Annotated in this window: 26 protein-coding genes, 1 pseudogene and 1 riboswitch; of the genes and pseudogenes, 14 read left to right on the plus strand and 13 right to left on the minus strand. The window is 63.3% G+C overall.

Annotated elements, in window-relative coordinates:
* Positions 1 to 244 precede the first annotated feature (244 nt).
* Together cobT and A9K65_RS07765 are read left to right on the plus strand one after the other, a co-directional pair.
* Positions 245 to 2,149 (plus strand): cobaltochelatase subunit CobT, encoded by a 1,905-nt coding sequence (cobT, locus tag A9K65_RS07760; RefSeq protein WP_174299058.1) that lies wholly within the window; start codon positions 245 to 247, stop codon positions 2,147 to 2,149.
* On the plus strand, positions 2,146 to 3,174 hold the full coding sequence (locus A9K65_RS07765) for an esterase-like activity of phytase family protein (RefSeq protein WP_064993082.1): 1,029 nt from the start codon (positions 2,146 to 2,148) through the stop codon (positions 3,172 to 3,174). The genes cobT and A9K65_RS07765 overlap by 4 nt, the downstream gene beginning before the upstream one ends.
* An 11-nt stretch (positions 3,175 to 3,185) precedes the next feature.
* On the opposite strand, the gene A9K65_RS07770 is transcribed toward A9K65_RS07765, so the two are convergent.
* The 3 genes from A9K65_RS07770 to rpmB form a co-directional block, all read right to left on the minus strand.
* Entirely contained in the window at positions 3,186 to 3,857 is a 672-nt protein-coding gene (locus A9K65_RS07770) for a hypothetical protein (RefSeq protein WP_064993081.1), read from the minus strand.
* A gap of 59 nt (positions 3,858 to 3,916) precedes the next feature.
* On the minus strand, positions 3,917 to 4,597 hold the full coding sequence (locus tag A9K65_RS07775) for a queuosine precursor transporter (RefSeq protein WP_024503743.1): 681 nt from the start codon (positions 4,595 to 4,597) through the stop codon (positions 3,917 to 3,919).
* A gap of 162 nt (positions 4,598 to 4,759) precedes the next feature.
* Positions 4,760 to 5,056, minus strand: a complete 297-nt coding sequence (gene rpmB / locus A9K65_RS07780; protein ID WP_013529373.1) for a 50S ribosomal protein L28 — start codon at positions 5,054 to 5,056, stop codon at positions 4,760 to 4,762.
* 258 nt (positions 5,057 to 5,314) lie between these two features.
* Here rpmB and A9K65_RS07785 point away from each other — a divergent pair, with 258 nt between their 5' ends.
* Genes A9K65_RS07785 through A9K65_RS07795 form a run of 3 tightly spaced genes read left to right on the plus strand, consistent with a single transcriptional unit; the run spans position 5,315 to position 7,732 of the window.
* The gene (locus tag A9K65_RS07785; RefSeq protein ID WP_064993080.1) at positions 5,315 to 6,103 is read left to right on the plus strand and encodes a DUF3108 domain-containing protein; all 789 of its coding nucleotides are present in this window, start codon (positions 5,315 to 5,317) and stop codon (positions 6,101 to 6,103) included.
* Positions 6,104 to 6,137: 34 nt separating this feature from the next.
* A complete protein-coding gene (locus tag A9K65_RS07790) occupies positions 6,138 to 7,049 on the plus strand; it encodes an EamA family transporter (RefSeq protein ID WP_064993079.1) in 912 nt (303 codons plus the stop codon).
* Positions 7,046 to 7,732, plus strand: coding sequence for a lysoplasmalogenase (locus tag A9K65_RS07795; protein WP_064993078.1), 687 nt, complete (start codon positions 7,046 to 7,048; stop codon positions 7,730 to 7,732). Before A9K65_RS07790 ends, A9K65_RS07795 begins: the two co-directional genes overlap by 4 nt.
* A 1-nt stretch (position 7,733) precedes the next feature.
* Here A9K65_RS07795 and A9K65_RS07800 read toward each other — a convergent pair whose 3' ends face one another.
* Both A9K65_RS07800 and gloB read right to left on the minus strand, forming a co-directional pair.
* Positions 7,734 to 8,162, minus strand: a complete 429-nt coding sequence (locus tag A9K65_RS07800) for a cupin domain-containing protein (RefSeq protein WP_024503746.1) — start codon at positions 8,160 to 8,162, stop codon at positions 7,734 to 7,736.
* A 22-nt stretch (positions 8,163 to 8,184) separates the two neighbouring features.
* Positions 8,185 to 8,952, minus strand: coding sequence for a hydroxyacylglutathione hydrolase (gene gloB / locus A9K65_RS07805; protein ID WP_027162918.1), 768 nt, complete (start codon positions 8,950 to 8,952; stop codon positions 8,185 to 8,187).
* Positions 8,953 to 9,089: 137 nt separating this feature from the next.
* Here gloB and A9K65_RS07810 point away from each other — a divergent pair, with 137 nt between their 5' ends.
* From A9K65_RS07810 to A9K65_RS07820, 3 genes are all read left to right on the plus strand, one after another.
* Positions 9,090 to 9,872: a methyltransferase domain-containing protein gene (locus A9K65_RS07810; protein ID WP_013529379.1), complete on the plus strand. Its 783-nt coding sequence runs from the start codon at positions 9,090 to 9,092 to the stop codon at positions 9,870 to 9,872.
* A 132-nt stretch (positions 9,873 to 10,004) separates the two neighbouring features.
* Entirely contained in the window at positions 10,005 to 11,831 is a 1,827-nt protein-coding gene (locus A9K65_RS07815) for an ABC transporter ATP-binding protein/permease (protein WP_064993077.1), read from the plus strand.
* 83 nt (positions 11,832 to 11,914) lie between these two features.
* Positions 11,915 to 12,718, plus strand: coding sequence for a DUF1194 domain-containing protein (locus A9K65_RS07820; RefSeq protein WP_064993107.1), 804 nt, complete (start codon positions 11,915 to 11,917; stop codon positions 12,716 to 12,718).
* A 71-nt stretch (positions 12,719 to 12,789) separates the two neighbouring features.
* Here A9K65_RS07820 and A9K65_RS07825 read toward each other — a convergent pair whose 3' ends face one another.
* Complete coding sequence (locus A9K65_RS07825) at positions 12,790 to 13,722, minus strand: glycosyltransferase family 2 protein (protein ID WP_064993076.1); 933 nt, start codon at positions 13,720 to 13,722, stop codon at positions 12,790 to 12,792.
* A 369-nt stretch (positions 13,723 to 14,091) separates the two neighbouring features.
* Here A9K65_RS07825 and A9K65_RS07830 point away from each other — a divergent pair, with 369 nt between their 5' ends.
* Positions 14,092 to 14,442 (plus strand): DUF1330 domain-containing protein, encoded by a 351-nt coding sequence (locus A9K65_RS07830; RefSeq protein ID WP_064993075.1) that lies wholly within the window; start codon positions 14,092 to 14,094, stop codon positions 14,440 to 14,442.
* 30 nt (positions 14,443 to 14,472) lie between these two features.
* On the opposite strand, the gene A9K65_RS07835 is transcribed toward A9K65_RS07830, so the two are convergent.
* From A9K65_RS07835 to A9K65_RS07845, 3 genes are all read right to left on the minus strand, one after another.
* Entirely contained in the window at positions 14,473 to 15,465 is a 993-nt protein-coding gene (locus tag A9K65_RS07835) for a glycosyltransferase (protein ID WP_063169100.1), read from the minus strand.
* A 160-nt stretch (positions 15,466 to 15,625) separates the two neighbouring features.
* Positions 15,626 to 16,240 (minus strand): methionine biosynthesis protein MetW, encoded by a 615-nt coding sequence (gene metW, locus A9K65_RS07840; protein ID WP_013529385.1) that lies wholly within the window; start codon positions 16,238 to 16,240, stop codon positions 15,626 to 15,628.
* Between the two features lie 58 nt (positions 16,241 to 16,298).
* Complete coding sequence (locus A9K65_RS07845; protein WP_064993106.1) at positions 16,299 to 17,468, minus strand: homoserine O-acetyltransferase; 1,170 nt, start codon at positions 17,466 to 17,468, stop codon at positions 16,299 to 16,301.
* A 114-nt stretch (positions 17,469 to 17,582) separates the two neighbouring features.
* Positions 17,583 to 17,660, minus strand: a riboswitch (SAM riboswitch).
* 137 nt (positions 17,661 to 17,797) lie between these two features.
* Between A9K65_RS07845 and hisC the strand changes: the two genes are divergently transcribed.
* Positions 17,798 to 18,907 carry a histidinol-phosphate transaminase gene (gene hisC, locus A9K65_RS07850; protein ID WP_064993074.1) on the plus strand — a complete coding sequence of 370 codons (1,110 nt, stop codon included), beginning with the start codon at positions 17,798 to 17,800 and terminating at the stop codon, positions 18,905 to 18,907.
* A gap of 5 nt (positions 18,908 to 18,912) precedes the next feature.
* Complete coding sequence (locus A9K65_RS07855) at positions 18,913 to 19,848, plus strand: prephenate/arogenate dehydrogenase family protein (RefSeq protein WP_198327568.1); 936 nt, start codon at positions 18,913 to 18,915, stop codon at positions 19,846 to 19,848.
* A gap of 7 nt (positions 19,849 to 19,855) precedes the next feature.
* Here the strand turns inward: A9K65_RS07855 and A9K65_RS07860 are convergent.
* Together A9K65_RS07860 and A9K65_RS07865 are read right to left on the minus strand one after the other, a co-directional pair.
* Positions 19,856 to 20,778: pseudogene (locus A9K65_RS07860) on the minus strand (sugar kinase).
* A 7-nt stretch (positions 20,779 to 20,785) separates the two neighbouring features.
* Positions 20,786 to 21,784: a DUF2125 domain-containing protein gene (locus A9K65_RS07865; RefSeq protein WP_064993072.1), complete on the minus strand. Its 999-nt coding sequence runs from the start codon at positions 21,782 to 21,784 to the stop codon at positions 20,786 to 20,788.
* A 142-nt stretch (positions 21,785 to 21,926) separates the two neighbouring features.
* Here A9K65_RS07865 and A9K65_RS07870 point away from each other — a divergent pair, with 142 nt between their 5' ends.
* From A9K65_RS07870 to A9K65_RS07880, 3 genes are all read left to right on the plus strand, one after another.
* Positions 21,927 to 22,448: a gamma-glutamylcyclotransferase gene (locus tag A9K65_RS07870; protein ID WP_013529391.1), complete on the plus strand. Its 522-nt coding sequence runs from the start codon at positions 21,927 to 21,929 to the stop codon at positions 22,446 to 22,448.
* 119 nt (positions 22,449 to 22,567) lie between these two features.
* Positions 22,568 to 23,515 (plus strand): aldo/keto reductase, encoded by a 948-nt coding sequence (locus tag A9K65_RS07875; protein ID WP_064993071.1) that lies wholly within the window; start codon positions 22,568 to 22,570, stop codon positions 23,513 to 23,515.
* Positions 23,516 to 23,605: 90 nt separating this feature from the next.
* Complete coding sequence (locus A9K65_RS07880; protein ID WP_063169095.1) at positions 23,606 to 24,232, plus strand: LysE family translocator; 627 nt, start codon at positions 23,606 to 23,608, stop codon at positions 24,230 to 24,232.
* A gap of 25 nt (positions 24,233 to 24,257) precedes the next feature.
* On the opposite strand, the gene A9K65_RS07885 is transcribed toward A9K65_RS07880, so the two are convergent.
* Together A9K65_RS07885 and A9K65_RS07890 are read right to left on the minus strand one after the other, a co-directional pair.
* Entirely contained in the window at positions 24,258 to 25,058 is an 801-nt protein-coding gene (locus tag A9K65_RS07885; RefSeq protein WP_064993070.1) for a 1-acyl-sn-glycerol-3-phosphate acyltransferase, read from the minus strand.
* Between the two features lie 119 nt (positions 25,059 to 25,177).
* Positions 25,178 to 26,080, minus strand: a complete 903-nt coding sequence (locus A9K65_RS07890; RefSeq protein ID WP_064993069.1) for a LysR family transcriptional regulator — start codon at positions 26,078 to 26,080, stop codon at positions 25,178 to 25,180.
* Between the last annotated feature and the right edge of the window lie 85 nt (positions 26,081 to 26,165).

Here is a 26,165-nt window from a genome sequence, read left to right on the forward strand (position 1 = left end):
ATCTAATGACGGAAAGCAGCTGCAAACAATCCCTCACCTCCCTGTAGCGGCTGACGTACTGAGAGAAAGTCTGGTTGAACTTGAGGGTGTTCGTCCAATTCCCGACGGGTTTGACCACGGATACAGTCATTGGAGACAGGCATATGACAGTGGGAAAGGCGGCTATTTTACGATCTCGGTCGAAGAGATTATCGGCCTCCTGCGCACTCAGCTTGGCCAGCGGCCAGCGGTACAATAGAGATAGATGATGGCGGGTCCGGGCGACAACACGCGCAACAAGTCGAAGACGGGCTCTGAAGCCGACAGCTTCAAGCGTGCCGTCACCGTCTGCATGCGCGCCATTGCCGGCGACAAGGAACTGGAAGTCGGTTTCGCCAAGGACCGGCCGGCGCTCGCCGGCAGCCGCGCGCGCTTGCCGGAGCTGCCCAAGAAGGCATCGAAGACCGATATCGCGATCACCCGCGGCCTCGGCGATTCCATGGCGCTGAAGCGCGCCTGCCATGATGTGCGCATCCACACCAAGCTGGCGCCGGAAGGCAAGGCGGCCCGCGCCATCTATGACGCGGTCGAGCAGGCTCGCGTCGAGGCGATAGGCTCACGCGCCATGCAGGGCGTCGCCGACAATATCGGCTCGATGCTGGAGGACAAATACGCCAAGGCCAACCTCGTCGACATCAAGGACAAGGCCGACGCGCCGATCGAGGAAGCTCTTGCCCTGATGGTGCGCGAGAAGCTGACCGGCCGTCCGGTCCCGAAAAGTGGCGAGCGGCTGGTCGAACTTTGGCGCCCCTGGGTCGAGGAGAAGGCCAAGGCCGACCTCGACGGATTGTCGGCCAAGCTCGGCGACCAGCAGGCGTTCGCCCGGGTCGTGCGCGAGATGCTGGCCTCCATGGAAATGGCCGAGGAACTCGGCGACGACCAGGAGACGGAAGATTCCGAGGACAATGATGACAACCAGCCGCAAGGCGAGGAGCAGAGCGAGGAGGGCGGCGAAGAGGATTCCGGCTCCGAACAGTCGCAGTCCGAGGATGCCGAAGCTTCGGCCGATGACGAGCAGTCGGCCGAGACGGAAGCCTCCGACGCCACCGCCGACGATTTGTCCGACGATGACGACGCCGATGCCGAAACACCCGGCGAAGCGCGCCGCAACGACAATCCCTTCACCAATCTGCCGAAAGAGATCGACTACAAGGTCTTCACCACCGCTTTCGACGAGACGGTCGGCGCCGAGGAGCTGTGCGAAGAAGAAGAGCTCGACCGGCTGCGCGCCTTCCTCGACAAGCAGCTCGCCAACCTGTCCGGCGTCGTCGGGCGGCTGGCCAACCGCCTGCAGCGCCGGCTGATGGCGCAGCAGAACCGCTCCTGGGACTTCGACCTGGAAGAGGGCTATCTCGACCCGGCACGGCTGGTGCGGGTCGTCATCGATCCGATGCAGCCGCTGTCGTTCAAGCAGGAGCGCGACACCAAGTTCCGCGACACGGTGGTGACGCTGGTGCTCGACAATTCCGGCTCGATGCGCGGCCGGCCGATCACGGTCGCCGCCACCTGCGCCGACATATTGGCGCGCACGCTGGAGCGCTGCGGCGTCTCGGTCGAGATCCTCGGCTTCACCACGCGGGCGTGGAAGGGCGGGCAGGCGCGCGAGAAATGGCTGAAGGACGGCAAGCCGCCGAATCCTGGCCGGCTCAACGATCTGCGCCACATCATCTACAAATCGGCCGACCATCCGTGGCGGCGGGCACGGCGCAATCTCGGCCTGATGATGCGCGAAGGCCTGCTCAAGGAAAATATCGACGGCGAGGCGCTGCTGTGGGCGCATAACCGGCTGATCGCCCGGCCCGAGCAGCGCAAGATCCTGATGATGATCTCGGACGGCGCGCCGGTCGACGATTCGACGCTGTCGGTCAATCCGGGCAATTATCTCGAACGCCATCTGCGCGCCGTCATCGAGCTGATCGAGACGCGTTCGCCGGTGGAACTCTTGGCCATCGGCATCGGCCACGATGTCACGCGCTACTACCGCCGCGCCGTCACCATCGTCGATGCCGAGGAGCTGGCTGGCGCCATGACCGAGCAGCTGGCTTCGCTGTTTGCCGAGGAAAGCGCGAAGGATACGCGGCGCGGTGGTGGTATGCGGCGCGCCGGATGATCTCCAGGCGCGGCGGCTTTCAGCAGACGCTTTTCGCCGCCATCGCCCTGCTTTCCGGTATGGCTTCGGCGGCAGCCGGTTCGCCCGACTCTGGTTCTGTCGAACCGGTCGAAATCTCGGCCCGCCCGATCACCGAATTTCACATTGGCCGTGCCGACAAGCAATTCGGCCCTTTCGAATTCGTCGGCGGGCTGGAGATGACCTCGCCGACACGCGATTTCGGCGCGCTGTCGGCCTTCCGCTTCCTGAAGGCCGGGAGTGACTTCATCGGCGTTGCCGACACCGGCTTCTGGTTCTTCGGCACGGTGGTCCGCGACGCGGAAAAGCGGCCCTCCGGCATCCAGAATTTCCGCATGCAGCAGATGGTCGACGAGACCGGCCGGCCGATCGACAGGAAATGGGAGGTCGATGCGGAAGGCCTCGCGGTCAAGGACGGCATTGCCACCGTCGGCTTCGAGCGCAGCCACCGCGTCGCCCAGTTCAAGATCGACCCCAACGACATGAAGGCGCCGTTCAAGCCGCTGGATTTCGTCGTTCCGGCCCAGGAGCTGCGCCAGAATCGCGGCTTCGAGACCGTCACCCACGCCAATGCCAACGGTCAGCATGAGGGCGGCCTGGTCGTGGTCTCCGAAAAGAGCCTCGACAAGGCCGGCAACATCTATGCCGCCATCATCGAGGGGCCGCACAAGGGCGTCTTTACTGTCAAGCGCAACGGCGATTTCGACATCACCGACGGCGCCTTCCTGCCGGATGGCGATCTGCTGCTTCTGGAGCGCAGTTTCTCGATGGCGAGGGGCGTCAAGATGCGGCTGCGGCGCATCTATGGCGAAAGCGTCGAGAAGGGCGCGGTCGCCGACGGGCCGGTGCTGCTGGAGGCCGACATGGGCTACCAGATCGACAATATGGAAGGGCTCGACGTCTGGACCCGCGACGACGGCGCGCTGATGGTGTCGCTGATCTCCGACGACAACCACTCGATCCTGCAGCGCAACCTCTATCTGGAATTCATCCTGCACCAGGATTGAGCCCGCCGGCTTTACGTCTTGGTGGCGATCCAGATGATATGGCGCGCGCCGCGCTTGCCGTTGGCGCGCGTACTGACCTCTTCGACCCCGAAGCCTGCCTGCTTCAGCCGCCGCGTGAAGCCGATGTCGGGGCCTTGCGACCACACCGCCAGCACGCCGCCCGACTTGAGGGCGCTGCGTGCGGCTGCGAGGCCCTGCAGGCTGTAGAGCGCGTCGTTGGATTTGTGGACGATGCCTTCCGGGCCGTTGTCGACATCGAGCAGGATGGCGTCCCAGGCCGCGGGCTGCGAGCGTATCAGCTGCCCGACATCGGTCTCCTGGATGGTGACGCGCGGATCGTCGAGACAGCCGCCAAAGATTTCGGCCATCGGACCGTGCGCCCAGGCGACAACGGCCGGCACCAGTTCAGCGATGACGATTCCGGCATCATTGGCCAATTCTGCAAGCGCGGCGCGCAAGGTAAAACCCATGCCAAGCCCACCGATCAGGATTGTTGGCTGGCTATGGCCGGCAATCCGCCCGCAGGACAGTTTTGCCAGCGCTTCCTCGGAACCGCTGAGGCGGCTGTTCATGAGCTCGTTGGTGCCCAGCATGATCGAGAATTCGGTGCCGCGCCGCTTGAGGCGAAGTTCTTGTCCGCCGTCTGGGGTCTTCGCTGAATCGAGCTGGATCCACGGGATCATGATCTTTGTCCGACCATGATCTTTTCCGAAAACTGGGTCCCACTTTTCGGGATCATGGTTTAAGCCGCAACCGCGGGCTGGCTCCAGCGGGCGGCGAGCAGCCGGTAGGGGATGAGTGCGACGACGGCGATGATCAGCTTCACCGAGAGATCACCAAGCGCCCAGGAGATCCAGCGCATCGCCTCGACATGGAAGACGCCCATCAAGGGTGCGTTTTCCAACGCAAAGCCGTCGTTTGGTCCGGCGAAGGCAAAGGCAGCCGAGAAAGCGACGGTGAAGAACACGGCGGTGTCGAACACCGACCCGACCAGCGTGCCGATGATCGGCGCCCGCCACCAGCTCTGCCGGCGCAGCCGGTTGAACACGGTGACGTCGAGCAGTTGCGCGGAAAGGAACGCCGCTCCGGACGCGGCCGCGATACGCACCAGCCGGTCGGCGGCGGTCTCGAATTCGATCAGGCCGTGACGGAACAGGAAGGGCGGGACAAGGATCGAGCAGATCACCGCCGTCATGAAGCCGACAAGGACGATCCGGCGCGCCACAGTGGGTCCGTAGCGGCGGTTGGCGAGGTCGGTGACCAGAAACGAGAAGGGATAGGTGAAGGCCCCCCAAGTCAGAAGGTCGGCCAGCGAGAGGCCCCCGATCTGGCCCTGCATCGGGAATTGCACGAGAATGTTCGATGCCACGACGACAAGCGCCATGGCGGCCACGAAAGGCAAATACCGCGAGAAGGAAGTCATTTTTTTATCCTGGGTAATGGAACCAGCCAAGCATCATGCCCATGCGGGCGATGCTCGCCTTCGTATGTGGGCACCGGATTGCCAAAACCTTGCGGCTTCGATCCGATGCCCCAAGGCCAACAAGATGTTGGCCAGGGCGGTCGTCCCCCGCCTTTGAACTGTTTAAGCGGCAGCCTGCTCGGCGGTCTTCTTGGCGATCTGCTTCTTCAGCAGACGGGCGCGCTGCGACAATTCCTTGACGTCGGCCTTGGCCAGGAAGGCGTCGAGACCGCCGCGATGTTCGACCGAACGCAGTGCGTTGGCCGAAATGCGCAGGCGCACATTCTGGTTCAGCGCTTCCGAAATCAGCGTCACATTGACGAGGTTCGGCAGGAAGCGACGCTTGGTCTTGTTGTTGGCGTGGCTCACATTGTTGCCGGACATGACTGCCTTGGCAGTGAGTTCGCAGGTGCGGGACATTGTTCTAACCTTCAGTTCTCGGGGTCTGCCAAACACTCAAGCCCACGCCGGGTGGCGCGCGGTTCTGGTCAGGCGGCCTTATGGAAAAAGTTGGCGTTCCATAGTTGCATTTCGCCGAGGCGTCAAGCTCCTGCATTGCCCACGGCGCGCCCGGCATTTTCATATTAAGGCCGGAATTCATCCTATAAGCGGTCTCATAGGGACATGCCAGACCGGAGTTGCCCGCCTCCGGCCGAAAATCAAGGACCCGATCCCGCCATGCTTCGTTCGTCACATGCCTTTGCCGCCATGCTTGCCGCAGCCTTGCCGTCCGCCGCGTCTGCTGCCTCGCCGCAGTCGTTCAAGGGCGAGTATACGGTGTCGTTCCTTGGACTTTCCATAGCGAAATCAACGTTTTCCAGCCGTTATGAGAACGGCGCCTACGCGATCGAAGGCAGCGTCAGCGCGGCAGGGTTGGCAAAACTGTTCGACGACACGCGTGGCACGATCTCGTCCAAAGGCACGATTGCGGGCAAGAGGATGGTGCCGCAGGCATTCCGCGCCGATTACACCTCCGGCAAGAAGGCATCGGTGGTCGACATCCGCTTTGCCAATGGCAGGGTCACCTCGACGCAGGTCGTCCCGGCGCCGGGCAAGCGCGACCCCAAGAGTTGGGTGCCGCTCGGTGCCAGCGACCTGGCATCGGTGCTCGATCCGATGGCTGCCACCGTCATCCATGCCGACAGCCTCGACCAGGTCTGCGGCCGCACGGTAAAGTTCTACGACGGCGAGATGCGCGCCGATCTGACGCTGACCTACGCTTCGAAGGGCACGATCTCGGTGCCGGGCTACAAGGGCGACACGGTTACCTGCCGGATGGGCTTCGAGCCGGTGGCTGGCTATCGCAAGGGCCGCAAGGCGCTCAACTATCTCAAGAACAAAAGCCGCATGATGGTGACGTTTGCACCGCTCGGCCAAACCGGCGTATATGCGCCGATCCATGCCACGGTGGGCACGCAGATCGGCACCTTGACCATCAGCGCCGGACGTTTCGAAGCGGTACAATAGCCAGGCGCAGAATTGGCGCGCCACTGGAGACAGAATGGGGCGCGCAACACTGATCGGCTTTTCGGCGGTCGCCATGTGGGCGCTGCTCGCACTGCTCACCGATGCCTCGGGCCAGGTGCCGCCGTTCCTCTTGTCGGCGATCACCTTCTCGATCGGCACCGGTGTCGGGCTGGTCGCGCGGCTGTTCATGCCGGCACCCGACAAGAGCCAGAGGATACCGCCGCAGGTGTGGCTGATCGGCATTGCCGGGCTGTTCGGCTACCACTTCTTCTATTTCACAGCGCTGCGCAATGCGCCGGCTGTGGAGGCGAGCCTGATCGCCTATCTATGGCCTTTGCTGATCGTGCTCGGCTCGGCGCTGATGCCGGGCGAAAAACTGGCCTGGAACCATGTCGTCGGCGCGCTGCTCGGCCTTGCCGGCACCGTGCTGATCGTCACCAAGGGCGGGGGGCTGGCCTTCGACGCCCGCTATGCCTTCGGCTATGCCATGGCTGCCGTCTGCGCCGTGCTGTGGTCGTCCTATTCACTGTTGTCGCGGCGCTTCCCGTCGGTGCCGACCAGCATCGTCACCTGGTTCTGCGCAGCGACCGCCGTGCTGTCGCTCGCCTGCCACCTAGCGCTGGAACAGACGATTCTGCCTGACGGTCCCGGCCAGTGGCTGGCCGTGCTCGGCCTTGGCCTGATGCCGGTGGGTGCTGCTTTCTATGCCTGGGACATCGGCGTCAAGCGCGGCAATATCCAGGTGCTGGGTGCTGCAAGCTACGCCGCACCGCTGTTGTCGACGCTGGTGCTGATCGCGGCCGGCGTCGCCGAGCCGTCGCTGCGCATCCTCGCCGCCTGCGTGCTCATCACCGGCGGGGCCGCACTTGCAGCGAAGTCGCTGTTTCTGCGCAAACCGGCGGCTGAGAGCGGAGCCAGGGCATCCCAAAGCGGAGCCGGGGCATGACGATGCCGTTTGCCGGCGGCATCGACGCAAATGCCAATGCGACACTGATCTTTTCGCTGGCGGCGGCGGTGATCTACGCCTTTACGCTTGGCATGCCACCAACGCTCGCCCGCTCGGCGGCAAAGACGCTCGCCGTGGCGATGCTTGCCGTGCTGGCCGGGCTGCAGGGCGGCCCACTGCTGCTGGCCGCCGCGCTCGCCCTCAGCGCCGTTGGCGACGCATTCCTGTCGCGCGACGGTGAAAAGGCCTTCCTCGGCGGGCTGGCCAGTTTTCTTGTCGCCCACATCGTCTATGTCGCGCTGTTCCTGCGCAGCGGTGGCGGGTTGGGGGTGCTTGGCGCCGAGTCGTGGCGCGGAGCGATCGCGCTCGCCATGGCGGTGTTTGCGGCCGTCATGCTGGCGGCGCTGTGGCGGCGCGTCGGTCCCGGCCTGCGTATCCCGATCGCCGTCTATGTCGCTGCGATCCTGGCAATGGGTATCTCGGCGCTGACCACCAGCAACGTCTCCGTGATCGGCGGCGCGCTGCTGTTCATGGCATCCGACGGGCTGCTCGCCACGGAGAAATTCCTGGTGGCCGCCATCTCGCCGCACCGCGCCTGGGTGCGCTTCGCCGTCTGGGCGCTGTACTACGCCGCCCAACTCGCGATCACGCTTGGGTCCCTGCTATATCCGGGCTCTTATTGAGCTACGGTTGTTTCGGCTGCCAGCCGGGTGCTGCCAGTTCGAAGGCGGCAAACTCGAAGCCCGGCGCGACGGTGCAGCCGACCAGCGTCCATTCGCCGAGGCTGCGCGCCGATTGCCACCGGCCCGCCGGCACGACGATCTGCGGCCGCTCACCGGCTGCGAGATCGATTCCAAGCACCTGCTCCACAACGGTGCTGCCTTCTTCCCACATTGCCAGTGCCAGCGGGGCGCCGGCATGGAAATGCCAGACCTCGGCGGCGTCCTTGACCCGGTGCCAGGCCGAAACCTGATGCTCCTCAAGCAGGAAATAAATGGCGGTCGAATGGCCGCGCGCGCCGCCAGTGCCATCGCGAAAGGTCTCGGCATACCAGCCGCCTTCCGGATGCGGCTTCAGCCCGAGCGTCGCGATGATTTCGGCGGAGCTGGTCATGGCGTCGACGATATCACGGGCTCTAGAAGTTGTCCTTGCGCTTGCGGATTTCGGCAAAGACCTCGGCGTCGGAAGCCTTCTCCAGCCCAAGATGCTTGCGGATCGCCGGATCGTGCCAGCGCAGGAAGGGATTGGTCGACAGTTCCTCGCCGATCGTCGTCGGCAGCGTCGGCTTGTTCTCGGCGCGCAGCTTTTCGATCCTGGCGGCGCGTTCCTTCAATGCTGAATTGGACGGGTCGACGGTCAGCGCGAAACGGGCGTTGGAGAGCGTGTATTCGTGGCCGCAATAGATGGCCGTTTCAGCTGGAAGTGCAGCCAGCTTCTTCAGCGAATCATACATTACCGGCGGCTTGCATTCGAACAGCCGCCCACAACCCAGCGCAAACAGCGTGTCGGCGGTGAACGCCACGCTCGAGGCCGGCAAATAATAGGAAACGTGGCCGGCAGTGTGGCCGGGGGTGGCGATGACTTCGATCCTTTCATCGCCAAGATGGAGAACCGAGCCGTCTTCGACGGTCTCGTCTATGCCGGGGATCTTGGCCTTTTCGGCCTCCGGGCCGACGATGCGCAGCTTGAAGCGCTCCTTCAGCGTCAGATTGGCCTCAACGTGATCCATGTGGTGATGTGTGGTCAGGATCATCGTCGGCGTCCAGCCGGTGCGCTTTATCGCGGCCAATATTGGCGCTTCCTCGGGCGCATCGATGATCGCGGTCTGGCCGCTTTTGGGGTCATGCACCAGCACGCCGAAATTGTCGCTGCGGCACATGAACTGTTCGATTTCGACCGGCATCACATCTCTCCGTTATGGCCGCAGACATAGGGCGCTTGCGGGTCGATGTCATCCCGGATGTCGAATGACATTCCCGGAATGTCGGGTCGTCGCGGCCTTTTGTTGAAACCTGGCGACATCACGGCTACATCCCTGCCATGCATTCCGACATCGTCGATCTTCGCTCGTTCTATTCGACAACGCTCGGCCGGTTCGCCGAGCGTTCGATCACCATGGCGTTGTCGTCGATATGGGCGGCCGTTCCCAACGAGCGGCTGGTTGGTCTGGGCTACACCTTGCCGTGGCTGGAGCGGTTCGGCAGCGACGCCGAGCGGGTCTTCGCCTTCATGCCGGCAACGCAAGGCGCGGTGGTGTGGCCGGCGACGGGGCCGACGGCGACGGCACTGGTCTTCGACGAGGAACTGCCGCTGGTCGATTCCTGCATCGACCGCATGCTGCTCGTCCATTCGCTCGAACATGTCGAGAACCCGCGTGAGACGCTGAACGAGATCTGGCGCGTGCTGTCGCCGGCCGGCCGGGTGGTCATCGTCGTGCCCAACCGGCGCGGTGTCTGGGCGCGCTTCGAGCACACCCCATTCGGCAACGGCCGGCCCTTTTCGCGCGGCCAGCTTACGGAACTGCTGCGCGAGGCCAATTTCACGCCCGCCGCTTGGTCCGATGCGCTGTTCTTTCCGCCATCGCGGCGCCGTTTCATGATGCGCTTCCACAATGTACTGGAGCGCGCCGGCCGGCGGCTGTGGCCGATCTTTTCCGGGGTCATCGTGGTCGAGGCGCAGAAGCGGCTCTATCAAGGCGTGCCGGTGGCGCAGCGCGCATCGCGCCGCGTCTTCGTGCCGGTGCTGTCGCCGCATGGCGCCACCCGGCTTGGCCGTCACAAAGCGGATGCCAAGCCCTTGGCTGCGCGGGTGACGGCTTCGTGATCGCGGCAAGCGTGCCTGACGTCGTTTCCCTGCCTATCTGTCGCAAGCAGACCGACAGCCCATCCGGCAGCCCATACGAACGCCTGTCAAGTTTCTCCATCCGGTTGCAGCACTGACGCAAGGACCTCGGCCATGGCTGATCAACCGGACAATGCCGCCGCCGTTCAGCCGGTTGCCGTGGCGGTCGAGGCCAGCAGCCTGCACGATCAGGTGATGACGATCCGGCGGGCGCTTGCGGGATCGCCGGTTCGCAGATGGTTGCTGTGGACATCGGTCGGCATCATGGCCGTGATCATCGCAACGTCGATCGGCCAGGTTCTGCTCAACCGCTGGAACCAGCCTTTCTACGATGCGCTTGCCCGCCGCGACATGGCGGCCTTTTTGCACCAGCTCCTCGTCTTCGCGGCCATAGCCGGGGGACTTCTGGTGCTCAATATCGGCCAGACCTGGCTCAACCAGATGATCAGGCTCAAGCTGCGCGAGGCGCTGACGCTGGATCTGATCGATCAATGGATGCGGCCGGCGCGCGCCTTCCGGCTGGCCAATGCCGGCGCCATCGGCGTCAATCCCGACCAGCGCATGCAGCAGGACGCCGCGCATCTGTCCGATCTGTCAACCGATCTCGGCGTCGGCCTGCTGCAGTCGTGCATCCTGCTCGTGTCCTTCGTCGGCGTGCTGTGGGAGCTGTCCTCGGGCTTCGTGTTCCACATCGGCGGGACCTCGCTGGCCATACCTGGCTATATGGTCTGGGCCGCCATCCTTTACGCCGGTATCGCCTCCTGGCTGAGTTGGCTGGTCGGGCGGCCGCTCATCCGCCTGAACAGCGACCGCTATACACGCGAAGCCGAGCTGCGCTCCTCGATGGTGCGCGTCAACGAGAATGTCGATGCCATTGCGTTGTATCATGGCGAGGCCGACGCCAGGCGGCGGCTCGAACTCGATCTCGGCACGGTGCTGGGCGCCATGCGGCGCATCTACACCGCCCAGATCAACCTGTCCTGGGTGACCGACACCTATGGCTGGATCACCGTCGTGGCGCCCATACTGGTTGCTTCGCCTGTCTATTTCTCAGGTGATATCAGCTTTGGCGGGCTGATGATGGCGGTCGGCGCATTCAACCAGGTCCACTCCTCCTTGCGCTGGTTCATCAACAACATCGGCAGCATTGCCGATTGGCGCGCCACGCTGATGCGCGTGGCCGATTTCCGCATCGCGCTCGATGAAACCGATGCGCTGCACGACACCGAAAAGCGCATCGCCTTCGGCCAAAACGTCAGTGGCAGCCTGACTTTCGAGAAGCTCGAAGTGGCCTCGCCGGAGGGCTGCACCAGGCTCGCCGACCCGCATGTCGAAATCCGCCCCGGCGAGCGCGTCATGATCACCGGCGATCCCGGTGCGGGCAAGACGCTGTTCTTTCGTGCCATTGCCGGCCTGTGGCCATGGGGAAGCGGCCGGATCGGCCTGCCGGCGGGAGAAACCCCCATATTCGTGCCGCGCGTGCCTTATTTTCCGGTCGGCACATTGCGCGAAGTCCTCGATCACCCGAACGGCCCCGCGCCGGCGGACGATGCCGACATTTCGGCGGTGCTGGCCGAGGTCGGTCTGGGACGGCTATCCTCATCGCTCGACCGCGCCGGGCGTTGGGACCATGAGTTGGGCGATGACGAACAACGCTCGCTGGCCTTCGCCAGGCTCGCGTTGCGGCAGCCGAAATGGGTGATCATCGACGAGGCGCTGGATGCATTCGACGGCCCATCGCTAAGACGCGTGCTGTCGATGCTCGAGAAGCGTTTGCCGGCGACAGCGATCCTCAACATCGGGCGCGGCCAGCACAACAATCACTTCTTCCCGCGCGCGTTGACGATCGTCAAGGATTCCGGTGCGCCAGCGCTGAAGCCCGCCCGCGTCAGAGCCGGCGCGATCGAACCGCCGCCAGTCGCCGCCCGCGGCAAGAAATGAGCTGATATCCGGACGGGGAAGCAAAGCTTTATTTTGCCGTGATCGCGAGGGAAGCTCTTCGGGAGAACAACCTGGCGACGGCCATGCTTGATGCTCTGCGCCTGCTTGCCTGTCTTGCCTGCGCCCAGGCTGCCCCCGCCGCCTCGCCGCGGGATGCGCTCGCCGTCGACGTCGAGCTGGTGCTGGCAGTCGACATCTCGCTGTCGATGGACGAGAAGGAGTTCGCGCTGCAGCGCGCCGGTTATGTCGAGGCGCTGCGGCATCCCCACTTCATCAAGGCTGTCCGCGCCGGCGCCACGGGCCGCATAGCGCTGACCTATTTCGAGTGGGCCGGCACGGTGCGCGACGACGCGGTCATCGGCTGGCAGATCATCGATAGTGCCGAGAGCGCCAACAGCTTTGCCGACGAGGTCGCGGCGCGCCCGTTCCGCAGCTTTCGCGGCACTTCGATTTCCGGCGCGCTGGCCTTCGGTGCCGAGCTTTTCGACCGCACGTCTTTCCAGGGCGAACGTAGCGTCATCGACATTTCGGGCGACGGACCGAACAATATCGGGCCGCCAGTCACCGCGACGCGTGATGCGGCGACTGCCAAAGGCATCGTCGTCAACGGCCTGCCGATCCTGATCAGCCCGTCGCCCACCTTCAGCCATCTCGACCAGTATTACGCGCAGTGCGTGACCGGCGGGCCCGGTTCCTTCGTGCTGCCCATCTATGCCGCCGCGGAGTTTTCGACAGCCATCCGGCGCAAGCTGATCCTCGAAGTGAGCGGCATTCGGGACAAGGCGAGAATCACCCCCGTCGACGCGGCCAAGCCGATAGACTGCCTGCAGGGCGAACGGGACAGGCGGTTTTTATCGGATCCGTATTTTCCCGAACTTGACCGCTGAGCTCTCGATAGTGCGGTTCACGCAATCCGGAGGGAAAACCGTTCCACGATTTTCCTGGAGTTGCTCTGGGTTCAGGCGAGCCGGGCGCCACATTGGTTGCGAAACTCGTTGGAGAGATCGCGGCGCCAGCGTCGGCCATGGACATAGCCTTGCATCAATTCCGGCAGCGAGTAGCCAAGCGCTTTCGACGAACGGTTGGCCATATAGCCCTGGAATGCCTCCGGTATCCTGCCTCGCAGGATATCGGCGATGAGCTGCCGCGAGATCATGTAAGGCGGAATGTGCGGGTAGGCGTGGGCAATATGAGGATGTTTGCCCATCAGGTTCGCATAGGCCTCGACATAGCCGTCACGGCGGCCGGAAATCGAGTTCTCCGAATTGTATTTCGTCCAGTCGAGGTCCCCGGACAGTTGCGCACCGAAGCGCCGGGCAAGGCGCAGCAGCAATTCGCGATCCTGCATGCGGGTGATGTCGCTGTCGTAGCCGCCGATGGCCAGCAAGGCTTCACGGCGAGCAGTGATCGCGGAGCCGGCGATGAAGATGGTCTGCCCAACCAGCGTCCGCTCAAGCATTGCGGGGCTCACGAATGCCTCGGGGTTGGCGCAGTTTGTGATGCGATTGCCCTTCAGGGACACGAACGAACTGATCAGCACTTGCAGTGCAGGATTTTCATCGAACCAGGTCAGGGTTCGTTCAAGCCGGTGCGGCATGTAGATGTCGTCGGAATCGAGGAACGTCACCAACGGTGCCCGCGCCCGCTCGATGCCGGCATTCCTGGCGGCGTTGGCGCCTCGCCATTTCGCCCCGACATAGATCAGCCGCGGGTCCTGGATGCGGGCCAGCGCCGCTTCGGTCCCATCGGTCGAACCATCGTCGACGACAATGTGCTCAAACCTCGACATGCTCTGGGAGAATACGCTTTCCACGGCGCGCAACACTGTTTCGCGTCGGTTGTGGGTCGGCGTAATGACCGTGATGAGAGGTACTGGATCGATCCCGGCCATGTCTGTCAGCTGTTTCCTGCGCAGGGTTGCGCGTCTGTCCAGGACTTTTCGATTTTCAGAACGGTCGAATGGATTGGACTTCCCTTTCTCTACACCACATCACAGTCGGCGCGACGCTATAAAAAACGACTGCCCCTGTCACCCACCGTGCCGGTACTCAATCCAGGCGAGACAACGAATCCCCGCTCTTAGCGTTCCAATTGCAACAGCACCGCCGCACATAGCATTACGAATCACCGTGGAAGCAACCCATCATGACAGATAGCATACATCCCATTACCTCAGACGTAATCGCTTAGCGCTCGGCCTTTGGTCAGATTGCCCATGCAGAGGCCGGCAACTCGGCTTCGATGACAAGGGAGTTCAGTCATGGCCGCTTACGCCGTCGCCCATATGCGCCAAGCCACAATGGGTCCGCAGATCGTCGAATATCTGCATAGGATAGATGCCACGCTGGAACCTTTCGGCGGCCGTTTTCTGGTCCATGGCGGCGATGTGGAGGTGATCGAGAACGACTGGCCTGGCCATCTGATCATCATAGAATTTCCCGACAGGCAGCATGTGCATGGCTGGTACAATTCGCCGGCCTACCAAGCGATACTGGCGCTGCGCACGGACAATTCGGAGGCCGATGTGGTGTTCGTCGACGGCGTCGAACATCCGCACAAGGCCACGGATATTCTGGAGCAATCGCCGGATCAAGGATCAACTGGACGCTGAACTGCGGTTCAAGGAATGGCGGTACAGCGTCTAGCTATGCCCAACATAGTCTGGCACCGTTTCGATTTTGTCGCGAACCATGCCAGTTGCGAAACTGAACTGGCCCCAAAACGCCAAACCATAAAATGCCTGACCGACAATCAGAGAAAAGGGAACCTGCCAAAGCGGCATCCCGGTTTCCCGGGCATGGCCTACGATCCGTCGTGTCGTGCGCCATGACATGGTGAGCCACCGGCTGAAGGACTTGACTATCCGTCGCGTGCGGCTCGGCGAATTGAGCGCAACGAACTTCCGGTCGGCGTCGCGACCTGTAACCAGGGCGCGCCAGTAAAAGAACCGCCAGCCCCGCGGCGAATAGTGATAAACGCGTGCGTTGACATTATGAATTTTGTGGCCCTCCCGCAGCAGTTCGCGCATCAGCAAAGTGCAGGAAACCTTGAAGCCGTTATGTTTTGGAAAAGGATGGCTGAGGATCCACTCGCGTCGAAACGCTACATTGTTGGCGTTGATCGCTCGCTTCGAGGCAAATCGCCCGTCTCCACGGGCCATAGGAAAAAACCAGATCAACGCAAAGGTTCTTGAAAAGAAGTCGTCGTATGAAAGGTATGTATATCCGTTTGCGCAGATAACTTCAGAGTTTTCAAAGGGTTCAAGCAGTCCTGATAGCCATCCTGGTTCCGCGACCACGTCGGAATCCAGAAAGATGACGATATCTCCGTCCGATGCCAGCATACCGTTGTTCTTCAGGTCGTAATATCGGCCGCCAGGGAAAGCTGTGAAGACGAGTTCGGCAACCTGACCGAGCTGCGGGGCCTCATTCGAAATCTCACGACGCAACGCCTCTTTGTCCGACTCTGCTCCGCCGTGAGAGATGACGATCCTTGGTCGCGCTGAACCGGTTGCTGAAACCGATGAGATTTCCCGAGCCAAGGCCTTCATCCCAACGCCGATCTCGCCCCAGTCGATCGATTTTGCATTCTCCATTTCGACGACGAGTGAATAAGTTGCGCGTTCTTCGACCATTTTTTGCCCCCCCGAGCCGTCAGTGTGGCTATAGCCGCACTAGCCCGCTGTCAAACAGTCGACGCCATTTACACTGGTTCGCGATCGTCATACAGGGCGACTTTGCTCGGCGCCAAACACACTGTTGCTTGGCGAGTCGGGTCTTTGATCGGTGAGGAAATTACCGTTTCAGCAAGAACACTGCCTGCTGGCCGAAGAAATTCCAGAACCACCACGGCATCGACAAGCCGATCTTCTGGCCGGCGGCGTCGAGGGCGGTTGCCTTCTCGACTGTCGCGCCGAGTTCGTCGCACAGATTGACGAAATCGCGGATGGTGCAGAAGTGGATGTTGGGCGTGTCGTACCAGGAATAGGGCAGGTCCTTGGTCACCGGCATGCGGCCGTTGAGGAACAGCGACAGGCGCACACGCCAATGGCCGAAATTGGGGAAGGAGACGATGGCGCGGTTGCCGATCCTGAGCAGTTCGTCCAGCACCAGCTTGGGGTTGCGGGTGGCCTGCAGCGTCTGCGACAGGACGACGAAGTCAAAGCCCTTGTCGGGATAGAATTCGAGATCCTTGTCAGCGTCGCCCTGGATGACCGAGAGGCCGCGCGCCACACATTCGTTGACGCCGCGCTGCGACAGCTCGAGTCCGCGGCCGTCGACCTGCTTGGTGTCCTGCAGCAGTTCGAGCAGCGAGCCGTCGCCCGAGCCGACATCGAGCACGCGCGACTGTGGCGGGATGAGGTTGGCGACGACTTCGAGGTCGACGCGCTGGTCGCGGTTGACGCTCATGGCTTCGCCTCCCGCCTGGCGCATGATCCCGATCCGAAAAGCCTGCAATTTTTCGAGATCATGCGCTCAGCCCTCTCGCCCGGGCGGCCGAGCCGATGAAGCCGTTAATGGCGGCAAACAGTTCCGGCTCGTCGAGCAGGAATGCGTCGTGGCCACGGTCGGTCTCGATCTCGACGAAGGATACCGATGCGCCGGCGGCGTTGAGCGCATGCACGATCGAGCGGCTCTCCTCGGTCGGGAACAGCCAATCCGAGGTGAACGACACCAGGCAGAAGCGGGTTTTCGTGCCGGCGAAGGCATCGGCCAACCGGCCGCCATGGTCTGCGGCGAGGTCGAAATAGTCCATCGACCGCGTCATGTAGAGGTAGGAATTGGCGTCGAAGCGATCGACGAAGGTCATGCCCTGGTGCCGAAGATAGCTTTCGATCTGGAAGTCGGCGTCGAAGCCGAAGGTCAGCGCTTCGCGATCCTGCAGATTGCGGCCGAACTTGCGGTGCAGGGCGGCTTCCGACAGGTAAGTGATGTGGGCGGCCATGCGCGCTACCGCCAGGCCCTTTTCCGGGCGTTTGCCGTGCTCGAAATATTTGCCGCCATGCCAGTCCGGATCGGCCATGACAGCCTGCCGGCCAACCTCATGAAAGGCGATGTTCTGCGAGGAATGGCGCGCGCCGGTGGCGATCGGCAGTGCCGAGAAGACGCGCTCCGGATAGCTCGACGCCCATTCCAGAACCTGCATGCCGCCCATCGAGCCGCCGAGCACGCAAAACAGTTTCTCGATGCCGAAATGGTCGATCAGCATTTGCTGCGCCCGCACCATGTCGCGGATGGTGATGATCGGCAGGTCGAGCCCATACGGCTTGCCGGTGGCCGGATTGGTCGAAGCCGGGCCGGTGGAGCCAAGGCAACCGCCGATGACGTTGGAGCAGATGACGAAGAAACGATTGGTGTCGATGATCTTGCCGGGCCCGATCAGCACTTCCCACCAGCCTGGCTTGCCGGTCACCGGACTGGTGCTGGCGACGTGCTGGTCTCCGGTCAGCGCATGGCAGACGAGGATGGCGTTGGAGCGGGCATCGTTCAGCGTGCCGTAGGTCTGGTAGGCGATCTGGAACGGTGACAGCAGCGTACCGGCGTCCAGCTTGAGCGGCTTGTCGGATCCAAAACGCAAAACCGGGCTCGACGGTTGGTCGACCTCGTTGTTGGTTTTGCGGGCACGCAGAACGGCCATGACATCCATCTCACACTTTGAGCCCACGCATCGCACTCGTCGAAAGTCGATGCCGATACGGGTGTCCGGCCGGCGCGGACAACAAAAAACCGGCATTGCGGTCGCAAAGCCGGTTACAGGATGCAAACGGCCCTTTAGCAAGTTGTTTAACGTGGCTGCAAGCCGACCGGCCAAATCACCACGGAAGTTCGCTCCCCTTCTAGGGCTGTGGCGCCCCGGCGTCAACGGCCTGCCTTGGGCGGGAGGCTGTCGCCTCTCGACATTGCAGGCCACGGCTTGTATTTCCGCTGCGGCTTCCCTCAGGAAGCGTTCTCGACGGATTTTGCGACATGAGCCAGACACCGGACCAGGCACGTCCAACCCCGCGCGCGGGCATCATGGACATAGACGCCTATGTGCCGGGCAAGAGCACGGCGCCTGTCGGCGTCGCCAAGGTCCACAAGCTGTCCTCCAACGAGAACCCGCTCGGGCCCTCGCCGAAGGCGATCGAAGCCGCGCGCGAGATTGCCGGCAAGCTCGACATCTATCCCGACGGCACCGCCAGGCGGCTGCGCGAAGCGATCGCCGAGGTGCATGGCCTCAACCCGCAGAACATCATCTGCTCCAACGGCTCCGACGAGATCCTCGGCCTGCTGGCGCAGACCTATCTGGCGCCCGGCGACGAGGCCGTCATCACCGAACACGCCTTCATGGTCTACAAGATCTACATCCAGTCGGCGGGCGCCGTTCCGGTGACGATCAAGGAAACAGACGAGCGCGCCGATATCGACGCCATCCTGGCCGCCGTCACGCCACGCACCAAGATCGTGTTCCTCGCCAATCCCAACAACCCGACCGGCACCTATGTGCCGTTCCAGGAGGTGCGCCGGCTGCATGCCGGTCTGCCCAGGCACGTGCTTCTGGTGCTCGACGCGGCCTATGCCGAATATGTCCGCCGCAACGACTATGAGGCCGGCATCGAACTGGTCGGCAGCGCAGAGAACGTGGTGATGACCCGGACCTTCTCCAAGATCGGCCTCGGCGGCGCGCGGATCGGTTGGATGTATGCGCCGATGCACATCGTCGACGCCATCAACCGCGTGCGCGGCCCCTTCAACGTCAATGCGACGGCGATCGAGGCCGGCATCGCCGCCATTCGCGATCGCGCCCATGTCGAGCGCAGCGTGGCGCACAACGAGACCTGGCTGGCCTGGCTGAGTGAGGAATTCACAAAGCTTGGGTTGCGGGTGACGCCCAGCGTCGGCAATTTCATCCTCATTCATTTTCCCGAGGACCAGAAACATTCGGCGGCGGCGGCGGACGACTATCTGACGGCGCGCGGCTATATATTGCGGCGCGTTTCGGGCTATGGCTTTCCCAACGCGCTGCGCATGACCGTCGGCACCGAAGAGGCCAATCGCGGCGTTGTCGCCGCTCTCACGACATTCCTGAAAAGCTAGGAACCATGACATCACCGATGTTTGAAAAGATCGCGCTGGTCGGCATCGGCCTGATCGGCTCGTCGCTGGCCCGCGTCATCCGCCGCGAGGGCCTCGCCCGCCACGTGGCCATATCAACGCGCAGTGCGGCGACGCTGGCGCGGGCTGAGGAGCTTGGGCTGGGCGATAGCTATAGCACCGATGCGAGAGAAGCTGTGCACGATGCCGACCTGGTCATCATTTCGGTGCCGGTTGGATCGTCCGGCGCGGTTGCCGAGGAAATCGCGCCGGCGCTGAAGTCGGGCGCGATCCTCACCGATGTCGGCTCGACCAAGGCGTCTGTCATTGCGCAAATGCAGCCTTATGTGCCTGAAGGTGTCCATTTCATTCCCGGCCACCCGCTGGCGGGCACAGAAAAATCCGGCCCCGACGCCGGTTTCGCCGACCTGTTCGACAATCGCTGGTGCATCTTCACGCCGCTGCCCGACACCGACCCGGACGCGTTGGAGAGGCTGTCGGAGTTCTGGCGGCGCTGCGGCGCCAACATCGACACGATGGATCCCCAGCATCACGATATGACGCTGGCCATCGTCTCGCATCTGCCGCACATCATCGCCTACAACATCGTCGGCACCGCCGATGATCTGCAGTCGGTGACCAAATCCGAAGTGATCAAATATTCGGCTTCCGGCTTCCGCGACTTCACCCGCCTTGCCGCCTCCGATCCGACCATGTGGCGGGATGTCTGTCTGCACAACAAGGACGCCATCCTCGAAATGCTGGCGCGGTTCTCGGAAGATCTGGCGTCGCTGCAGCGCGCAATCCGCTGGGGCGACGGCGAAAAACTCTTCGACCTGTTCACCCGCACCCGCGCCGTGCGCCGCTCGATCATCGAAGCCGGCCAGGACATCGACGTTCCCGATTTCGGCCGTCAGGCGGTCGAGCACCCCGCGAAAGGCTAGGTCTGTCTCAGGCAGGCCAGGTCTGCGCAACCATGGCCAGCGTCTCGGCTCGGTTCGGCGCGCCAAGCCTGCCGCCGAAGCGCAGGCATTTGAGCGCCGCGGCCGCACTGGCAAACCGCAAAGCCTGCTCGACCGGCATGGCTTCCGCCAGCCCGACGGTGAAGGCGCCGTGAAAGACATCGCCGGCGGCGAGCGTATCGACCGCCTTGATTTTCGGCGCCGCGACATGGCGCACGCAGCCAGCGCGACGGTCGTGCCACCAACTGCCCGCCGCGCCGCCTGTCACTGCGACAAAAGCGTCGGTGCGGCTGGCGAGATCGGCGCAAGCCGTTTCCGGATCGAGCGCCTGGCCGCAGACGATGCGCGCTGCCGGCTCCGAAGCGATGATGTGCGTAGCGAGCGGCAACAACTGCTCAAGGACCTCCAGCGGCGCGGTGTCGGCATCGAGGATCGCCGGACGGCCGATGGCGCGCGCCGCCTTCAGGGCGAGTGCCGCCGCACCCGGCCAGCGGACATCGGCCAGAACGGCATCGAATGCCATGAGGTCGGCGACCGGCAGGACGTCGGTATCGGCCTGGGCAAGCCTGTCATAGAACGGCACGATGATGCGCTCGCCATGCGCGTCGACCAGGATCGAGGCCAGCGCCGAGCGGGCACCTCTGACGCGCCGCACGAAGGTGCAATCGACGCCTTCGGCCTCTATGCCGGCGATGAGCTGGTCGGCGACGGCATCGTCGCCGGCACTCGCCCACAGCGATACCTCGGCGCCCAGGCGATGGGCGGCGCAGGCGGCGCTGGTGGCATGCCCGAGGCGATCTGGACGCCGTCGGAGGCCATGAACTTGCCCTGATGTATGGGCAGCGTCTCGACGCGCAGGATGGTGTCCAGCGTCAATGCGCCAACGCTCAGCAGCTTCACCGGTTTTGCCATGGCTGAGCTATTCGACCGGCTTGATCTTGCCCAGCGGAATGAAGCCGAGCGAGGCCTTGCCCCTGACCACCTTCAGCGGCATGGACGGTTCGTTGCCGAGCACCGCCAGGGCAGAAAAACCCTGTTCGATCTGGCTTTTCTGCTCGGGTATGGCGGTGCCGAGGATGGCCGCCACCGCTTTCGGGTCCTTCAACCTGATCATCAGGTCGGCGTTGACCAGGCCCTCGGCATCGACCGAGAGCGGTCCCGAAACGGTGATGCGCGCCGTCCCCGACGACAGGTCAAGGTTGCGGATTTCGATCGCCTGGCCACGAAGGCTCTTCACCCGCGTGCCGATCAGTGCGACGCCGTTCTTCAATGTCACGTCGCCGCTGGCATCGAGCGCCGGAAGCACGCGCCCTCCAATTGCGTCGGGGTCGACCTCGAGATCGCCGAAACTGCCGAGATAGTCGATATCCTCGCCGTTGGGCTGCAACTGACCTGATGCTTTGCCGGCACTGAACAGTTGCACCGGATCGGTATCGTCGGCCGGATCGGTCTGGCCGGAAAGGCCCTCTGCCTCCAGCGAAATCCGCCGCGGCAGCGGCCACCACAATTTGAAGTTGGCCTGCAGATTGTCCCAGTCGATCCACAGCGGCACCATGTCCGGAACGGAGGTCCTGAGCGGGCCGCGCAGATTGGCAACCGGCGACAGAGGCTGGATGATCTGGGCGGCTGCGTTGAAACTGCCGGCCGAGGCCGCAATGTTCTTGGCATCGTCCTCATAGGCGAGGTTGTCGCAGGAGACGGTAAAGCTCAAGGGATAGCCGCTGACCTGGAGATTGGCGCAGCCGGCCTCGACGCCATTCTTGTTGAGCGTGGCAACCGCCTTGTCGGCCTCGCTCCTGACGCGGTCAGCCAGATAGAACCAGCCGCCGCTGTAGAGGGCGAACAGCACGACGATGAATGCTGCAAGCCAGATCAGGCGGCGACGTTTGTTCGGCTGGCGTTCGTCACTTGACGTCATGCTTTGGCTCTCGTTAACGCATGGGTATTGCGGACGGGTAGTCGATTCCGCCAGGTGGACAGACGAATAGTTAGACGGGACGGGCGGAAAAAACACCGGTCCGGGTGCGGTGTTGGCATCTTTTGCAATCAGGCGCGGCGATATGGGCGATTTTTGGGTGTTTGGCTATGGCTCGCTGATCTGGCGGCCGGGATTCGCGCATGTCGAAACACAGCGTGCCCGCCTGCATGGCTACCGGCGCTCGCTGTGCGTCTATTCCTTCGTGCATCGCGGCACGCGCGAGCGGCCGGGGCTGGTGCTCGGCCTCGATCGTGGCGGGTCCTGCGTCGGCCTCGCATTCCGCGTCCCCGGCGACTTGCGCGACGAGGTTATGGCCTATCTGCGCGAGCGCGAGCTGGTCACCAATGTCTATCTGGAGCGTCTGCTCAAGGTTCGCCTCGACGGCGGCGGTACGGTCGACGCGGTGGTTTACATTGTCGACCGCCAGCACGAGCAATATGCCGGAGCGCTCGACGCTGCAGATGCGGCGGCCGTGGTGCGCGGTGCGGTCGGCCAGTCCGGCAACAACGAGGACTATGTGCTGAGCACGCTGGAGCATCTCGAGGCGCTGGGCATTCGCGATCATTGGCTGGAAGAGGTGGCGCTGCAGGTCGCGCCTTTGTGAAGCTGGCTCTGCGGAAAAAGGCCGTCAGGCCTTTGACCTCGTTCAGGCAAGACCTAGGTTAGGCTCCAACCTCAGACCGCGGGCGCCATTTGCCCGCCCAATCATCCCGGAGATCCGCCTTGCAGAAACGTCGTCTCGGTCGCACCGACTTGTCCATCGCGCCGCTGGTTCTGGGCGGCAACGTCTTCGGCTGGACTGCCGACGAGAAAACCTCGTTCGACCTGCTCGACCGCTTCGTCGGCGCCGGCCTCAACGCCATCGATACGGCGGACGCCTATTCGCGCTGGGTTCCAGGCCACAAGGGCGGCGAATCGGAAACCATCATCGGTAAATGGATGAAAGACCGTGGCAATCGCGACAAGGTCGTGGTGATCACCAAGGTCGGTTCGGATATGGGACAGGGGCACAAGGACCTGTCCGCCGCCTACATCGAAAAAGCCGTCGACGCATCGTTGAAGCGGCTGCAGACCGAATTCATCGATCTCTATCTGTCGCATTGGCCGGATCCTGCGACGCCCTATGAGGAAACGCTTGGCGCCTACGAGAAGCTGCTCGCCAAGGGCAAGATTCGCTATGCCGGGTGCTCTAACCTCGACGCCGGCCAGTTGCGTGCGGCACTCGATGTGGCGAGCCTGCGCAGTCTGCCGCGCTACGAGGTGCTGCAGCCGGAATACAATCTCTACGATCGCTCATCCTTTGACGGGCCGTTGCGCGATCTGTGCGTGGCCGGGGACATCGGCGTCATCACCTATTTCAGCCTGGCCAAAGGTTTCCTCAGCGGCAAATACCGCAGCGAGGCCGATCTCGGCCAAAGCCCGCGTGGCGGCGGCGTGAAGGACTATCTCAATGCGCGCGGCATGCGCATCCTTGCGGCACTCGACGCGGTGTCATCAAGGCATTCGGCCAAGCAGGCGGAAGTCGCGCTTGCCTGGGTGATCGCTCGGCCGGGCGTCACCGCGCCGATCGCCAGCGCCACCAAGCCCGAGCAGATGGACAGCCTGATCAAGGCGGCGTCGCTGAAGCTGAGCGCCGCCGACATGGCCGAACTCGACAAAGCAAGCGACTGAAGTTTCGGCGGCCGCTCCTCGCACGAACGTCCAAGACGACCCTCTTGTCTTGCCATAGCCTCCTTCGCACGGGGCAAGACAGAGGGTGAGATGACTGAGCCGCTTCTTTTGCAGCCGGATCTTTGGCGCCAGTTGTGCGCGCTCGTGCTTGCCTCCGCCGTCGTCATGGGCAGCCCGGGGCCGGCAACGATAAGCGTCACCGCCGTTGGTGCCGCCTTCGGTTTGCGCCATTCCCTGGGCTATGCCTGGGGAATCATCCTGGGCACGATCGCCGTGCTTTTGGTTGTCGCGACCGGGGTCATGGCAGTGCTCACCTCGATGCCGAAGCTGGCGCCGTTGCTGGCTTTGGCTTCCGCGGCCTACATCCTCTATCTCGCCTTCAAGATCGCTACGGCGCCGCCGCTGGCCGCGCGCGCCGCCGAGACTTCGCGTCCCACATGGCTGGCTGGATTTCTTCTCGCGGTCGCCAATCCAAAGGCCTATGTGGCGATCGCCGCCGTGTTCGCCGGTGCTTCGTCCAAACAGGGCGCCACTGAGCCTGGTCTATGGCTGAAGCTGGCGGTTCTCGCCCTGATGATCGTTGCCATCCACGCTCTGTGGCTTGTCGCGGGGGCTGGGTTCGCGCGCTTCCTGCGCCGGCCGGCGGCCTCGCGGATCATCAATCTGATCTTTGCCGTGACGCTGGTGTTGACCACCGCGCTGGCGGTGTTCGGCTGAGAACTGCCGGCCGGAGACTTCCGGTTCAGACTTTGGTTCTTGCGGCGTTGTCCAGCTCTTGCAGCCTTTTCGCCGCTGTCGGCGGCAAGGCAGGCGGGTTCGGGCCGCGCGCCGCATCCATCAGGAACTGGTCGCAGGCAGCTTCGGTCTCGCCGATCAGCCGGGCCATGAATTCGTCCTTGCTCAGTCCCGGTGGGATCGGCGGCAGGAAACGCGCCTTGATGGTGCCGGGATAGCGCAGGAATTTGCGGCGCGGCCAATAGAGGCCGGCGACATGGGCAACCGGCACCACCGGAACACCAAGCTGCGTGTAGATTTCAACGATGCCGTATTTGTAGGCCGGTTCGTCGCCCGGCGCGCGTCTTGTCCCTTCGGGGTAGATGATGAGCTGGCGAGGGTTGCGCGCCATCTCTTCCTTGGTCGCGGCGACCACGGCCTTCAGTGCTTTCGAACGGCTGCCGCGATGAACCGGGATCATGCGCATCTTCATGATGTACCAGCCGAAGAACGGGATCCAGGTCAGCTCGCGCTTGAGGATGTAGAGCGGGTCCTGAAGGAAGGGGAAGAAGGCGATCGCGTCCCAGAACGACTGGTGCTTTGGTGCCAGGATGAAGGAGCCTTCGGGCAGGTTTTCCCGGCCGGTGATCTCGTTCTTCGTTCCGGCGATCTTTTCGTAAAGCCACATCGAGGTGCGCGACCAGAATTTCGGCACGAACCAGGCGCGGTGCCGGGGCGACAGGAAATAGTAGGGGGTCCAGAGGATCATCTGGACGATCAGGTTGACGTAGAAGACGAAATTGAACGTCAGCGATCTGATGTAGAGCATTGGGGGAGCCCGGTGAGGAGGTGAGCGTTGGTTACACCAAGCGCGGGAAAAAAGGAAATGGCCGCAGGGCGCTTTGGGTGGCGACGAAGAACGGCCACCGATGGGTTGGCCTGGTTCCGCTACATCAGCCGCGCCAGCCGCGCCTTCAGGCGCGGAGCGGCAAAATCGAGGAAGGCGCGCAGCTTGACCGGCAGCAGGCCATGGCCCGCATGCACCAGGCTTACCGGCCATGGCGCCGGCTCGAATTCCTGCAGCAGGACGCGCAGCGCGCCGGACCGCAGCGCGGCTTCGATCTGGTAGGAAAGCACACGCGTCAGCCCGACGCCGGCAATCGCGGCATCGATGGCCGCTTCGGCGGTGTTGACCTGAAGCCGCGAGCGGACCCGAACCGGGATTTCGGCCTTGCCCTTGATGAAGCTCCAACTGGCGGCGGAGGCGAGCCCCTCGAAGGTGATGCAATCGTGTGTTTCCAGATCCTCCGGGGTCGTTGGCGTGCCGTGTTCGGCCAGATAGGCCGGGCTGGCGCAGACGACGCGGCGGATCGCGCCGACGCCGATGGCGACCAGGCTCGAATCGGGCAATCGGCCGATGCGGATGGCGAGATCGAAATGGTCCTCGACCAGCTGGGTTATGCGATCGGCCAATGTCAGGCGGATGTCCACGTCGGGATAGGCGGCGAGAAAGCCGGTGACGATCGGCAGCACGTGCAGGCGGCCAAAGACGACCGGCGCGGTGATGGCCAGTTCGCCGGTCGGAACACTGTATTCGCCGGCGGCCGTGCGTTCGGCCTCGCCGACGTCGTCCAGGATGCGGCGGCAGGCGGCAAGATAGGCCTGGCCGGCATCGGTCGGTGTCAGCCGTCGCGTCGAACGATTCAGGAGGCGTGTGTTCAGATGGCGCTCGAGATCGGAAATCTTGCGGCTGACCGTCGCCAGCGGAATGCCGAAACGGCGGCTGGCCGCGGAAAGGCTGCCGGCCTCCACCGCGGCGACGAAGAGCGACATGGCCTCGAGACGATCCATAGCTTCTTCCGAAAAATGGAAGGACAAGTTACGAATATGCCACCTGCCTTTGAATGATGGAAGGCTTATATTCCGGTCTGTCGGC

Origin of the sequence: Mesorhizobium sp. WSM1497, from assembly GCF_001672455.2 — a bacterium.
In the GTDB taxonomy this organism is placed as follows: Bacteria; Pseudomonadota; Alphaproteobacteria; order Rhizobiales; family Rhizobiaceae; genus Mesorhizobium; species Mesorhizobium ciceri.